The sequence below is a fragment of the Dyella sp. C9 genome, assembly GCF_003332825.1.
Lineage (GTDB): Bacteria > Pseudomonadota > Gammaproteobacteria > Xanthomonadales > Rhodanobacteraceae > Dyella.
Genome location: NZ_QIRF01000003.1, coordinates 223,233 through 235,816 on the forward strand (window position 1 = coordinate 223,233; position 12,584 = coordinate 235,816).

Here is a 12,584-nt window from a genome sequence, read left to right on the forward strand (position 1 = left end):
GGCAGCGTGTCGAGCGAGGCCGTCATCGCACGCGTGGCCGTTGTGCGGTCAATGCATTGAGTTGCTCCAGCAACAATGCCACCGGCGCCTCCAGCCGTGGTGGCAAGGCCCGATGGACCAGCCAGGCGATCATCTCCAGGTGGAAGTCGGTGAGGGCAAGCACCTTGACCTGCTTGCGATACGGGCTGGTGGCCAGCATGTCGGGCGTGACCATGCCCACGCCAGCGCCGCGCGCAACCAGTGACAGCTGCAGGTCCGAGCCGAACGCCTCGATGCCGACGTTGCAGGGCAGGCCACGCTCCTCCATGGCCCGTCGCAAGGTGGATCGCATGCCACATCCGTTCTGGCTGAGTACCCATGGAAACGCGGAAAGGTCCTTGAGCGTCACGCGGCCGCGCAATCCCAGCGACGGGGCGGCCACGATGCGTATCGGCTGGCGGTCGAAGGCACGGGTGGTCATGCCTTGTGGCGGCGGCGAGTTCTCCGAGAGCAGCACGGCCGCGGCGTCGAGCAGCCCCTGCTCGACCTGTTCCACCAGCCCGAGTGACCAGGCGGCATGGATGCGCAGGGTCAGTCCTGGATAGCGCGAGCGCAGCTGGTCGATCGGCGCGGCCAGCGCTCGTTCGGCGAGGTAGGGCGGCATGCCCAGGCGCAGCTCCCCGGTCGGCTCGGTGTCCGCGCGGGCGAGGGCCAGCAGGTCAGCTTCCGCGTGGAGCAGGTCACGGCCTTTCTGGTAGATCTCGCGTCCTGCCGCGGTGGGTCGCAGCGGTTTGGACTGGCGGTCGAGCAGCGCCACGCCCAGCAGCGTCTCAAGGCTTTGCACGCGGCGCGTGACACCCGGTTGGGTGAGGTGAAGCAGCGTCGCGGCTTGCACGATGGAGCCCGTGTCCACTACCGCGATGAAGGCCCTGACGTCTCGTGTATTCATGTCACTGATGGTCTGCCTCTTCATGCGAATAGCGCATGAAAATTATGACTAATATTCACTGTAGTTATGTTGCGCAGGTATTTAGCATCGGGTGCCTGTCCATAGGCAAGGCCCGGGTCATGCACTATCCCTCCCGTCGTCGTATCGAAGTGACCACTGGCGAAGTGCAGGCGGAGCTCACCATGCCGCTGACGCTGCTGTTCGCCTTCGCGGTGGGGGTGATCATCATCAACCTCACGGCGGCGCAGCCGCTGGCCGGCCCGGTGGCGCGAGCGATGCGCCTGCCCTCGTCGATGACGGGGCTGGTGGCGATGCTCCCGCAACTCGGTTATGCGGTGGGCATGCTGTTCCTGGTGCCCTTGGCGGATCTGTTCGAGAACCGCCGCCTCACCACCATCACGCTGGTCGCCTGCGCGCTGGCGTTGGGCATGGCAGCGCTGGCCCAGCAGGCGTGGTGGCTGCTGGTCGCCGTGTGCATCGCTGGCGCGACATCCTGCGCGATCCAGATCCTCGTGCCGTTGGCGGCGGCCATGGCCAGGCCGGAGCACCGCGGCAGTGCCGTGGGCAACGTGATGAGTGGCGTGATGCTGGGCATCCTGTTGTCACGCCCGTTCGCCAGCCTGGTCGCAGGCACGTGGGGATGGCGCGCGTGCTACGGCATGCTCGGCATCTTCGATGCGTTGCTCGCTGTCGCACTTTGGTATGCGCTCCCTGCGCGACACCCCCCGGGGCATGCCTCGTATCGCGAGTTGATCGCTTCGTTATGGTCGCTATGGCGAACCGAGCCAGTATTGCGCCGGTATGCGGTATCGGCCGCGATCGTCATGGCGGCGTTCAGCACCTTCTGGACGGGCATCGCGTTGCGCCTGGCGCAGCCGCCGTTTCTGCTGGACAGCCGTGGCCTTGCCTGGTTTGCGCTCGCGGGCGTGGCGGGCACGGTGGTTGCGCCGCTGGCCGGCAGGGCGGGTGACCGGGGCTACAGCGCAGTGGGCATGCCCATCGCTCACGTGGTCGCCACCATCGGTTTCGTGCTCGCTGGCGTCGCGGGGGCAGGCTGGTTCGGCCTGGACATCGCGCGGCAACCTCGTCTGGCCCTGGGGTTGTTGGTGATGGCCGCCATCGTCCTGGATGCGGGAGCCGTCGGCGACCAGACCTTGGGGCGGCGCGCCATCAACATGCTCGATCCGGCGGCACGCAGCCGCTTGAACGGTCTTTTTGTCGGAGTGTTCTTCATCGGCGGTGGAGCAGGCGCGGTGGCCGCGGGAAGCGCATGGGCCATCACCGGGTGGACGGGGGTGTGCGTGGTCGGGCTTGCCTTGTGCGCGCTGGCTTTTGTGGGCGATGCCCGGGCCCGACGTGGGCTCGGCCGCAGCGCCTGATCCAGTCCAACTGCATGGCCGCCAGCGCTACCTTGGCGGCGCTGGCACTGCCCGATGCGCGCGGGGTGGCGCAGCTGGCACCGCCCCGCGATGGCTTACTTGCCAGCCTCGATATTGTGGTGGTCGTAGCTCACCACGCGCGTCATCTGCCACTGGCCGTCCTTGTAGCGCCAGATGTTGAGGAACCGGCCTTCGCCCACGCACTTGCCGGTTTCAATCTGGCAGAAACGGTGCGTGCCGACTTCCATCGCGCCGTAATCCTTGATGGGGAACACTTCAAGCTTGCCCACCAGTTCGCGACGCACCTTGTGGCAGATATTGCGGCGCGTGGCGTCCACCACGGCATCGCGTGAAGTCATCAGGCCGGCGTTGTCGTGATAGAACTCCACGTCCTCGCTGAAGTAGTCGCCGAAGGTCTTCAGGTCGCAGGTGTTGTAGGCATCGAACACCTTGGTGTCGAGGGCGCTGATAGTCTGCACCAGGGCATCGCCGGTCGGCAGGGGGGCGGGCGTCTCGGCGCGGACCATCCCGACGGCGAACAGGGCGGACAGCAGGCAGGTCAGTCGGATGTGCAGTGCGTTGCGCATGGTCAGTCCTTGGCTTGGGTAGTGCCGATCATCACGCAATCGGCGTGCCAGCACGAGGAACGGCGCAAAGCTATGATCCTGCTTGGGAATTATGGTCGCGGAGACCGGTTGCCCGCTGTCCGCGGACAATATCCGGCCGTCCGGACGTCCGTTTGGTTCAGGCCCGGCCAGCCCAGGCGCGTACGGCCTCGGCAAAGGCCAGGCCATCGGCGAAGCGGTTGTACAGCGGCGTCGGCGAGATGCGGATGACATCCGGTTCGCGCCAGTCGCCGATGATGCCGTGCTCCATCAGGTATTCGAACAGGGAACGGCCGCGCTCACGGCCACCCAATACGCGGATGGATAGCTGGGCGCCGCGTCGTTGCGGATCGGCAGGCGTCACCACTTCCAGCACATCGGCCAACTGCGATTGCACCAGCCATTCCAGGTAACCGGTCAGTCGCAGCGACTTCTCGCGAAGGCGCTCCATGCCGGCACGGCGGAAGATCTCCAGCGACACACGCAATGGCGCGAGCGCAAGGATGGGCGGGTTGCTCAGCTGCCAGCCGTCCGCGCCATAAGTAGGCACGAACTCCGGACCCATCTGGAAGCGCGTGGTCTTGTCGTGTCCCCACCAGCCGGCGAAGCGGGGCAGGGTGGTGCGCGCATGGCGGTCATGCACGAAGGCGCCACCAACCGCGCCCGGGCCACTGTTGAGGTACTTGTAGCTGCACCAGATGGCGAAGTCCGCGCCGCTGTCATGCAGCTTTAGCGGCAGGTTGCCGACGGCATGGGCCAGGTCGAAGCCGACCATGCAGCCATGCCGGTTGGCCAGCCGCACGATGCCCGCCAGGTCGAAGGCCTGGCCGGTGCGGTACTGGATACCCGGCAGCATCACCAGGGCGATGCGCGAGCCATGCTCGGCCAGTGCGCGCTCGATCGCCGCCATCGAGATGGTGCCGTTGGGCTCGTCGCTTTCCAGTTCGATCAGCGCCGTGGCCGGATCGAAGCCGTGGAAGCGCACCTGCGACTCCACCGCGTAGCGGTCGGTCGGGAATGAACCGGCCTCGATCAGGATGGCGTGACGTTCCGCGGTCGGGCGATAGAAGCTCACCATCATCAGGTGCAGGTTCACGCCCAGCGTGTTCATCGCCACCACTTCGGACGGCATCGCGCCCACCACGGTCGCGAGGTCGTCGCGCACGAACTCGTGGTAATCCATCCAGGGCAGGCGGCCCCTGAAATGACCCTCCACGCCCAGCTCACCCCAGTAATCCAGCTCCGCGCTCAGCGCCGGGCGCACCGCGCGCGGCTGCAGGCCCAGCGAATTGCCACAGAAGTAGTGGCTGTCGCGCCCCTCATGCGGCGGAATCAGGAATTCGTCGCGGAAGTTGCGCAACGGGTCGGCGGCATCCTGGGCCTGGGCCCAGGCGAGGGTGGCTTCATAGGGAGCGGACATCACGGGATCTCGTGCAGGCGGAGGCACGGTAACCGGGCCTCCGTGATGGAACGGCTTACTTCAGTCGCGCCGCAATGGCATCGCAGCCCTTGTCGAAGGCCGTCTTCCACTGGGTACCGGCCTGGCTCTGCGAGGGGCGCACGCAGCGCAGCTGGATGGCGTGGTTGTCCTTGAGCCAGTACCGTTCGCTGTAGCTGTCCTGCGTGCCGTTTTCCTGCGCGGTATAGACGAAGTTATCGGGCGTCTGGCTGGCGCCGGCCTGGTAGCCGGTCAGCGCCTTGGCCTTGCCCATGGCGGTGTTGACGAACTGCTGGAACTCGGCGGAGTTCGCCACCTGTTTCACCGTCACGGTGACGCGCGCCAGGCTGGTGCCGGCGGTGGGGGACGGATCGGGCACCTGGAACACGCGCACTTCCGGATCCCCTTGGGTTTCCATGATGCCGAGCCACTGATCGGGCGTGCTGAAATTCACGCTGCCCCCGGCCATGCTGACGTCCGTGGCGTGGGCCATGCCGGCCAGCACGAGTGCACTGGCGAGAACCGTGTTGCGGAAAAAGCTCATGCCTGCTCCTGGGAAACGGCTAGGGGTTCGACTCGCTGTAGCGGCAGCCCCAGCCATTCCAGGGCGGTACCGTGGAAGAGCCGTGCGCGGTCGGCATCGCCAAGGCCCAATGCCTCGATGCCGCTGCCCGGAACCTGCTCCCCCAGCGGGAAAGGATAATCGGTACCCAGCATGACGCGCTCGACCCCGGTCACATCCAGGAGATAGCGCAGAGCCTGGGGATCGTGCACGCAGGAGTCGAAATACAGCCGCTGCAGGTACTCGCGCGGATTACGCGGATTGTCGGTGGCCACCAGGTCGGGACGCATGCGGAAGCCGTGTTCGATCCGGCCAATGCTCCAGGGGAAGCTTCCGCCGCCATGGGCCAGCATCACGCGCAGGCGGGGCAGGCGTTCCAGCACGCCGCCGAATACCAGGCAGCAGCCCGCCCTGGACTGTTCGGCCGGCATGCCCACCAGCCAGGGCAACCAGTACTTGGGCATGCTGGCCGCGCCCATCATGTCCCAGGGATGCACCATCACGGCGGCGCCGAGGTCTGCTGCCGCTTCGAAGAACGGGAACAGCTCGGGCGCATCCAGGTTCCAGTCGTTGCAGTGCGAGCCGATCTGCACGCCTTGCAGGCCCAGCTCGTCGATGCAGCGCTCCAGTTCGCGGATCGCCAGTTCCGGCGACTGCAGCGGCACCGTGCCGATGCCGGCATAGTGACGCGGATAGTCCGCGCAGAGCTGGGCGGTCTGGTCGTTGAGGTGGCGGTGCAGTTCCAGCGCCTGGTAGCCCGGCGCCCAGTAGGAGAACAGTACCGGGACCGTCGATACCACCTGCACGCTGACCCCGAAGCGCGCGTAGTCGTCAATGCGTTGCTGGGGATCGAACGCCGACTCCCACACCTCGCGGAAGAACTTGCCGTCCTTGTAGATGCGATGCCGTCCGTCGTTGTGGATCATCACGGGGAAGCGCTCATCGCCGTACTTGGCCGCCAGGTTGGGCCAGTCGCGCGGAAGGATGTGGGCGTGCGTGTCGATTTTGAGCATGTCGCCGAGTGTACGTCCTGTGCAGGCGAGCGTCGCGGGGGGCCTTGGCGGACGTTTCCGCGGCACATGAGGCAGTGCATCAAGCCTGCTCGCGCGGGATGCGCCCACGTGGCTTCCGGCGGCCTCCGGCTGCCATGTCGCGCTGCAGCGTAGGGCTGGGCGGGCGTGGCTGGCGCGTGAACCGGCGAAGCCCCGCATGCCCCTGGCTGGCCGCTTTGGCGTCATCATGGGCGGCGCCGTTACGTCTGCCATGGGAGGCCGCATGAAGTTCCTGGTGATGATCTACTGCGAGGATGCCTTGCTCGAGGCACTGCCTCCCGGCGAGTTCGATGCGATGATGCGAGGCTGCTTCGCGCACGCGGACGAGTTGCGCGAGGAGGGACGCTTGCTCGACTCGCTCCAGTTGGAGGCGCCGGCCCAGGCCAAGTCGTTGCGCATGCGCGACAGCAAACTGAGCGTGATCGACGGGCCGTTCGCCGAGGCGCGCGAATACCTGGGCGGCTTCAACCTGATCGAAGCGGCTGACATGGACGAGGCGCTGCGCATCGCGCAAGCCTTCCCGTGGTCGCGCACCGGGCGGATCGAGGTGCGGCCGGTGCGCGACATGGATGCCGTGCGCCGGCGCGTGGGGGCCTGAGACCGCGACTCGCCGCCAGGGCACCGGCCATCGCTCAGGCGGTGGCAGTGAACTTGCTGCGGCTGCGGCCGGTGATGTGGGCCAGTGTGTTCACGTTGTCGACCAGGCGGTCGCTGATGCGCGTGAGCAGTTCCGCGGCCGGCTTGTCCTCGGACATGCCGAGCAGGGCCGCATAGGTGCGTTGCAGGCTGCGCAGGTCGGGCAGGTGTTCGGGCGGGTGCTGGTTGCGCAGGGCGGCGGCCACTTCATGCAGCGCGCGCGCGGCCTGGTCGACGAAGGTGCACATCTCGCGGGTTTCCGGCAGGTTGTCGTGATCGTCGATCAACGCTTCCAGCGTCATCGCGGTGCGGGCGAGACGGTTGCCGTTGGCGAACAGCGCCGAGGCCAGTTCCAGCAGGTGGTCGGGCGTGGCCGGCTCGGCGCGCATGCGTTCAAGTGATGCCTGGGCATTGCTGCGCGTCGTGCGGGCCGCCGTGCGGGCCTCGCGTCGGCCGTCGCGACGTTCGGGCCGGGCCAGCGCCTGCAGGTAATCGGCGTAGGCATCGAGCATGTCGGCCAGCGCGGCGCGCGCGCGGCCGCGCTCCCAGGTGGGCCACAGCACGTAGGCGAGCAGGGCCATGCCACTGCCGAGCGCGGTGTTGATCACGCGGTCGAGCACGGCATCGCTGGAGTTGACCCCCTCGAAGGAAAGCAGGATCACCACGGTACCGGTCAGTGCCGCCACGGCGATGCCGTAGTGTGCGGTGGCGAGATAGCGGAAGGCCATGCACAGTACCGCCATCAGGGCCAGGTGCGCCCAGGCCTCGTGCGGGGTGAAGTGCAGCAGCGCCGTGGTGAGCACCAGGCCGAGCACCGTGCCCACCACGCGCAGCAGCCCGAAGTTGAAGGTGGCGGCAAAGTCCGGGCGCAGCACGATGGCGGCGGTCATCGGCAGCCAGTAGCCATGGGGCAGGGCCAGTTCGCGTGCGACGAACAGCGTCGCGCTCAGCGAAACGGCGCTGCGGATGGCATGGCGGAAGGCCACCGAATGCGGCGTCAGGTTGGCGCGCAGCGTCGCGCGTGCCGAGTTGCTGCGCAGCGCGGCCGGCAAGGGGGTTTCCGCGGCGGCCGCGCGCAGTTCGCCCCGGCTGCCGGCCCAGTTCGCGTTGCGCACCGCCGCGGCTAGCTGGCCGGACAGCGCGTGGATGTGCGTGGCGAGGCCGTCGGCGTTGCCGCCGTTGCCGAGCAGCGCGTTCTCGCTCGCCTGCAAGGTCTGCAGCGCATGTTCGGCCTGCCTCGGCTGCTCGCCGGCCTCCAGTGCGTCGGCGATGGCGGCCAGCACACGGGAGGCATCGCCGCGGAACATGGCATGGATGGTGGCGTTAGCGCGCAATTCCGCCATCGCGGTGAGTTCAAGCCGGATGCGTTCGGCCAGTTCGAGCAGCACGCCGAAGGCTTCCATCGCACGGCCACGTGCGTGGTGGCGACCCAGCAGGGTGTGCTGCAGCGTGGTCATGGCGTCGGTGAGCGCCGGCACGTCGGCGTCGTCGTGCGCCTGTTGCCGCGCCAGGCTGGACAGCCCGCGGTAGACCTCGGCCAGCGCGTGCCGCTCGGGGCGATATCGCTGCAGCGGCCAGGCGGCAACCGAGAAAATGGTCAGCAGCAGGCCGCCGGAGAAGATCAGCGCGGACGCGCCCAGCGCATCCATCAGTGGGCGTGGCGTGGCGGCGGTCACCACCAGCAGGATCATGCTCGTCATGCCCACGCGGGTCATGTCGGTGCCGAACACCACCAGCAGGCCACCGAAGAAGCCGAAGGCGGCGGTGGCGATCAGCATGGGAACGAGTTGGTCGCCGATCAGGAAGCCGATCAGCGAGGCGAGACCTGCCGCCAGCGAAGCGAGCAGCAGGCGTGTCATGCGCTGGCGATACGGGCCCGGCTGGTCGGAGAACATGGTGTCCAGCGCACCGGCGCCGATGCCCAGCCCGATGCCCGGATGACCGCTGGCGATGCCGATCGCCAGCGGCAGGATCACCGCGGCGGTATTGCGAATGACCACACGGGCGGGCACGTCCGGCCGCTTGGTGGTCAGCAGGCTGTCGATCACCGTGGCGCGCAGCGAATAACCACTCGATGCCATGACGCTTCGTTCGCTCCTAAACGAGGCTGACATTCTGCCTGAGTCAGCCTGAAGCGGATGCGACGAAGGCGGTGTCGGGTGCGGTATTCAGTAGGCGACGGCTCCCAGCTGGCGCGACAGCGTGTAGAGGATGCGCAGGTCCTGGCCGTCCAGCGTGTCGCCATCCATGCCGCGGAAGTGGTGATGGAACGACTTCACCGCCGCGGTGCGGTTGTCCAACGGGTAACCGATCAGCCCCAGCGCCGCCCACGGATCGAAATCCGGCGGCGGATCGAGCAACGGGCCGCGCGGCCACAGCCCGAAACCTGCCTGCGCCAATTGCTGCCATGGGAAGTGCGGGCCGGGGTCATCCTTGCGGCCCGGGGCCATGTCCTCGTGGCCGATGACCTGCGTGCGCGGGATGCGCCAGCGGTCGGTGAGGTCGGCCAACAGGCGCAGCAGGCTGTCGATCTGCACCTGGGTGAAGGGCGAGTCGCCGTTGTTGTCCAGCTCGATGCCGATCGAGGCCGAGTTGACGTCGGTGATGGTGCCCCAGCGCCCGACGCCGGCATGCCAGGCGCGCTGGCTGTCGTCCACCAGCTGGTAGATGCGGCCGTCGTTGCCGATCAGGTAGTGCGAGCTCACCGGGCCGCCACTGTTGGCGGTGCGCAGCGTATGCAGGGCGGCTGCGGCGGAATCGTCGTCGGTGAAGTGCAACACGATCAGCACCGGCCGGCGCTGGTCGAAGTTGGGCGAGGGCACCCATTGGGCGATCGGGTTGTGCACCGGCGCCGGCGCGCAGCCGGCCAGCAGGGCCAGCAGGGCCAGCAGGGCCAGCAGGGCCAGCAGCGGCAGAGGCAGCAGCGCACGCCGTAAACGGGGAAAGGGCATGGCGGTCAGGTCGCGGGGACGATGGCGCGAAGCTGCCGCAGCAACGCGCCGCGGTCAAGCGAAGAAAAAAAACGGCGCCCCGGAGGGCGCCGCGGGATGCTGCGGTACACGCGGATCAGGCGCGGCCGGCGAACTCGCCGGTGAGGGTGTTCACCCACACCTTTTCTTCATTGGTGATGTACTCGGGCACCTGGATTTCGACGCCGGTGTTGAGCTTGGCCGGCTTGGTGCGCTTGGTGGCGCTGGCGCCCTTCAGTTCCGGCGCGGTGTCGACCACGGTGAGCGTCACGCTGGTCGGCACCTGCAGGCCCACCGGGGCGTCGTCGATCAGCTGCACGTAGTAGCCCTCGACTTCTTCGACGATGTAACCGGAGTTGTCACCCACCAGTTCGGGCGACAGCAGGTACTGGGTGTAGTCCTCCTTGTCCATGAACACGTAGACGTCGCCGTCCATGTAGGAGAAGTTCGCCTCGCGGCGCACCAGGTCCATTTCCCGGAGGTCGTCGTCGGCGCGCAGGCTCAGGTCGAACTTGCGGCCACCCGGGATGGAGTACATGGTGAAGCGGAAGGTGACATTGCCGCCACGCGCGGTGGGCGCGCTGCGCTCGATGTCGCGCACCTGGTAGACGGTGCCTTCGTGTTCGACCACGTTGCCTTTCTTGACGTCGGAAGCTTTCATGTTTTTGGAGGGAATAGAGAGTAGTGAATAGGGAATAGTGAAAGCAGGATGAGGGAGCAGGACGGGATTCGCTTTTGCTATTCCCTATTCTCGATTCCCTATTCCCGGCGTCACTTCGGCTGCAGGCGAACCGCGCCATCCAGGCGGATGGTCTCGCCGTTGATGTAGCGGTTGCCGAGGATGAAGCCCACCGTGCTGGCAAATTCATCGGGCTTGCCCAGGCGCGACGGGAACGGGATCGATGCCGACAGCGACTCCTGCACCTGCGGCGGCATGCCGTCGACCATCGGGGTCCAGAAGATGCCCGGGGCGATGGTCGCCACGCGGATGCCGAAGCGCGACAGCTCGCGCGCCATCGGCAGGGTCATGCCGACCACGCCGCCCTTGGAGGCGGAGTAGGCGGCCTGGCCGATCTGGCCTTCGAAGGCGGCCACCGAGGCGGTGTTGATGATCACGCCGCGCTCGCCGTCTTCGCCGGCCTCGTTGGCCTGCATCAGGTTGGCCGCGGCCTTGGCCACGTTGAAGCTGCCGACCAGGTTCACCATCACCGTCGTGGCGAAGGTGTTGAGCGGCATCGGGCCTTCCTTGCCGAGCATGCGGCCGGCGCCCAGGATACCGGCGCAGTTCACCAGCACGTTCAGCCCGCCCAGAGCTTCGCGAGCGGCGGCGACGTTGGCGATCACGCCTTCCTCGGAGGTCACGTCGGTGCGGAAGAAGTGGCCGCCCAACGCCTTGGCCGCTTCCTGGCCCTTTTCCTCGTTCACGTCGAACAGGGCGACCTTGCCGCCGTGGGCGACCAGGTGCTGGGCCACTGCGTGGCCGAGACCGGAGGCGCCGCCGGTAATGATTGCCTTGACCTGATTGAGCTGCATGAGAAATCTCCGGGCGCTGGGGGGGCAAAGCGTCAATTGTACCGTTGGGCGCCGGACGCCCGCAGCAGGCGGGGTCGACGGGGCGGCGACGTCGTCTCGCGCCGCATCTAATCGCATGATCTTGCGGGCATTTTTATGTTGGCAAGGCCGGTCGCCAATGACAGAATGCCGCCAGTCGGAGTGTGAGCTACCTAGCATTTCGTCCGTCGTACGCATCCGTCGACCGGATGGCGACAGGGGACCCGGAACCAAACCGCAGTAACGCCACAGCTTTTATGCCCGCGTCTGGTCATGGCCGGGCCCCGTGGTGCGTATCCGTTCACCGGCCGCCGCATGGCCGGCAAGCCAGTCCAGCAAGACAAGACCGGATGCTTCCCGGTTTTGCGCATGAGTTCAGGCAGGGGCGGTGGGTGCCGCCAATGGCAACACAGATCGGCGCAGCTTCCGGCTGCGCCAGGCAATGGCAGGGCCGGTTCATCCATCGGTGCGGGGGCACCGGGGGGAATCGGGGAACGTGCAGTAGCCGGTCGTCGTGGCCGGTGATGTTGCGGGACGTCGCGTTGTAATCGGGACTGTCGGCCACTGCCTGCCTCGCGCGGGCAACTACAGGGGAACAGGGATGGAGATCAGGGGAAACGGTGTCCGGCCGAAGGGGCGCGGCGCGTCTGCGCGGCGCAGGCCGGCGATGATCGTGCTGGATGGTTCCGAATGCCCATGGACCGGGGGACGGGCATGAAGCAGCTGCTCATCTATGACCGGCCGATCGCGCTGAACCGCCACCAGCATCGGCATCTGCGCATCAAGCCGTCACTGCCCGACTACCAGTTCGCCAGCAAGCTCAATTCGGTGCCGCTCACCGTCACCGAATTTGGCGACGCGCTGCGCGACTTCCCGATCGTGTTCGCCGGCAGCCCGGGCAACGCGTCCATGCCGGTGGCGCTGCTCGGCCTCACGCAGGCCGAAAACCTTTTCGTGCAGAACGACGGCCATTGGGATGCCGGCACCTACGTGCCCGCGTTTTTGCGCCGCTATCCGTTCGTGGTGGCCAGTCAGGATCAGGCCGACAACTTCACGGTGTGCGTGGATGGATCCTTCATCAGCAATGATCCCGATGCCGTGGCGCTGTTCGACGAAAACGGTGGGGATGCGCCGGTGCTCGCACAGGCGGTGAAGTTTCTCGCCGATTACCAGCAAGCGGTGGCACGCACGCGCGCGTTCATGGAGCAACTGCGCGAGCACAAGTTGCTGGTCGATAAGGCGATCCATCTCGATCGCAAGGGCGCCGCGCAGCAATCGCTCAACGGCTTTTGCATCGTCGACGAATCGCGGCTGGGCAAGCTCGGTGCACGCGCGCTGGAAAAACTCTCACGCACCGGCGCACTTGGCCTTGCGTATCTGCAAGTGGCTTCGCTGGGCAATGTGAAGCGCCTGGCCGGTCGCCTGGACGCTCGTACGCAAGCGTCTTCCCCGCTGCATTAATTG

At 66.9% G+C, this 12,584-nt stretch carries 12 protein-coding genes; 3 read left to right on the forward strand and 9 right to left on the reverse strand.

Features of this window, described 5'->3' with window-relative positions; genetic code table 11:
• Window positions 1-22: 22 nt before the first annotated feature.
• Window positions 23-928: a LysR family transcriptional regulator gene (locus DVU99_RS05720; RefSeq protein WP_114239472.1), complete on the reverse strand. Its 906-nt coding sequence runs from the start codon at window positions 926-928 to the stop codon at window positions 23-25.
• 119 nt (window positions 929-1,047) lie between these two features.
• Between DVU99_RS05720 and DVU99_RS05725 the strand changes: the two genes are divergently transcribed.
• Window positions 1,048-2,307 (forward strand): MFS transporter, encoded by a 1,260-nt coding sequence (locus tag DVU99_RS05725; RefSeq protein WP_157971360.1) that lies wholly within the window; start codon window positions 1,048-1,050, stop codon window positions 2,305-2,307.
• 95 nt (window positions 2,308-2,402) lie between these two features.
• On the opposite strand, the gene DVU99_RS05730 is transcribed toward DVU99_RS05725, so the two are convergent.
• The 4 genes from DVU99_RS05730 to DVU99_RS05745 all read right to left on the reverse strand — a co-directional run bounded on the left by DVU99_RS05730 (window position 2,403) and on the right by DVU99_RS05745 (window position 5,925).
• Window positions 2,403-2,894 carry a nuclear transport factor 2 family protein gene (locus DVU99_RS05730; protein ID WP_232823469.1) on the reverse strand — a complete coding sequence of 164 codons (492 nt, stop codon included), beginning with the start codon at window positions 2,892-2,894 and terminating at the stop codon, window positions 2,403-2,405.
• Window positions 2,895-3,051: 157 nt separating this feature from the next.
• A complete protein-coding gene (kynU, locus tag DVU99_RS05735) occupies window positions 3,052-4,332 on the reverse strand; it encodes a kynureninase (RefSeq protein WP_114239246.1) in 1,281 nt (426 codons plus the stop codon).
• A gap of 55 nt (window positions 4,333-4,387) precedes the next feature.
• Complete coding sequence (locus DVU99_RS05740; protein WP_114239247.1) at window positions 4,388-4,894, reverse strand: hypothetical protein; 507 nt, start codon at window positions 4,892-4,894, stop codon at window positions 4,388-4,390.
• Complete coding sequence (locus DVU99_RS05745) at window positions 4,891-5,925, reverse strand: amidohydrolase family protein (protein ID WP_114239248.1); 1,035 nt, start codon at window positions 5,923-5,925, stop codon at window positions 4,891-4,893. Before DVU99_RS05745 ends, DVU99_RS05740 begins: the two co-directional genes overlap by 4 nt.
• A 262-nt stretch (window positions 5,926-6,187) precedes the next feature.
• On the opposite strand from DVU99_RS05745, the gene DVU99_RS05750 reads away from it, so the two are divergent.
• Window positions 6,188-6,562, forward strand: a complete 375-nt coding sequence (locus DVU99_RS05750; protein ID WP_114239249.1) for a YciI family protein — start codon at window positions 6,188-6,190, stop codon at window positions 6,560-6,562.
• A gap of 34 nt (window positions 6,563-6,596) precedes the next feature.
• On the opposite strand, the gene DVU99_RS05755 is transcribed toward DVU99_RS05750, so the two are convergent.
• The 4 genes from DVU99_RS05755 to DVU99_RS05770 all read right to left on the reverse strand — a co-directional run bounded on the left by DVU99_RS05755 (window position 6,597) and on the right by DVU99_RS05770 (window position 11,102).
• Window positions 6,597-8,681 carry an FUSC family protein gene (locus DVU99_RS05755; protein WP_114239250.1) on the reverse strand — a complete coding sequence of 695 codons (2,085 nt, stop codon included), beginning with the start codon at window positions 8,679-8,681 and terminating at the stop codon, window positions 6,597-6,599.
• An 87-nt stretch (window positions 8,682-8,768) separates the two neighbouring features.
• Window positions 8,769-9,551 (reverse strand): N-acetylmuramoyl-L-alanine amidase, encoded by a 783-nt coding sequence (locus tag DVU99_RS05760; RefSeq protein WP_114239251.1) that lies wholly within the window; start codon window positions 9,549-9,551, stop codon window positions 8,769-8,771.
• Between the two features lie 115 nt (window positions 9,552-9,666).
• Entirely contained in the window at window positions 9,667-10,230 is a 564-nt protein-coding gene (gene yeiP / locus DVU99_RS05765; protein ID WP_114239252.1) for an elongation factor P-like protein YeiP, read from the reverse strand.
• 110 nt (window positions 10,231-10,340) lie between these two features.
• Window positions 10,341-11,102 carry an SDR family NAD(P)-dependent oxidoreductase gene (locus DVU99_RS05770; protein ID WP_114239253.1) on the reverse strand — a complete coding sequence of 254 codons (762 nt, stop codon included), beginning with the start codon at window positions 11,100-11,102 and terminating at the stop codon, window positions 10,341-10,343.
• Window positions 11,103-11,834: 732 nt separating this feature from the next.
• On the opposite strand from DVU99_RS05770, the gene DVU99_RS05775 reads away from it, so the two are divergent.
• The gene (locus tag DVU99_RS05775; protein ID WP_157971361.1) at window positions 11,835-12,581 is read left to right on the forward strand and encodes a SapC family protein; all 747 of its coding nucleotides are present in this window, start codon (window positions 11,835-11,837) and stop codon (window positions 12,579-12,581) included.
• Window positions 12,582-12,584: the final 3 nt, after the last annotated feature.

Excerpts from the sequence above, each read along its gene's own strand:
- DVU99_RS05720 (WP_114239472.1), bottom strand. The coding sequence starts at position 928 with ATGAATACACGAGACGTCAGGGCCTTCATCGCGGTAGTGGACACGGGC.
- DVU99_RS05725 (WP_157971360.1), top strand. The coding sequence starts at position 1,048 with ATGCACTATCCCTCCCGTCGTCGTATCGAAGTGACCACTGGCGAAGTG.
- DVU99_RS05730 (WP_232823469.1), bottom strand. The coding sequence starts at position 2,894 with ATGCGCAACGCACTGCACATCCGACTGACCTGCCTGCTGTCCGCCCTG.
- kynU (WP_114239246.1), bottom strand. The coding sequence starts at position 4,332 with ATGTCCGCTCCCTATGAAGCCACCCTCGCCTGGGCCCAGGCCCAGGAT.
- DVU99_RS05740 (WP_114239247.1), bottom strand. The coding sequence starts at position 4,894 with ATGAGCTTTTTCCGCAACACGGTTCTCGCCAGTGCACTCGTGCTGGCC.
- DVU99_RS05745 (WP_114239248.1), bottom strand. The coding sequence starts at position 5,925 with ATGCTCAAAATCGACACGCACGCCCACATCCTTCCGCGCGACTGGCCC.
- DVU99_RS05750 (WP_114239249.1), top strand. The coding sequence starts at position 6,188 with ATGAAGTTCCTGGTGATGATCTACTGCGAGGATGCCTTGCTCGAGGCA.
- DVU99_RS05755 (WP_114239250.1), bottom strand. The coding sequence starts at position 8,681 with ATGGCATCGAGTGGTTATTCGCTGCGCGCCACGGTGATCGACAGCCTG.
- DVU99_RS05760 (WP_114239251.1), bottom strand. The coding sequence starts at position 9,551 with ATGCCCTTTCCCCGTTTACGGCGTGCGCTGCTGCCTCTGCCGCTGCTG.
- yeiP (WP_114239252.1), bottom strand. The coding sequence starts at position 10,230 with ATGAAAGCTTCCGACGTCAAGAAAGGCAACGTGGTCGAACACGAAGGC.
- DVU99_RS05770 (WP_114239253.1), bottom strand. The coding sequence starts at position 11,102 with ATGCAGCTCAATCAGGTCAAGGCAATCATTACCGGCGGCGCCTCCGGT.
- DVU99_RS05775 (WP_157971361.1), top strand. The coding sequence starts at position 11,835 with ATGAAGCAGCTGCTCATCTATGACCGGCCGATCGCGCTGAACCGCCAC.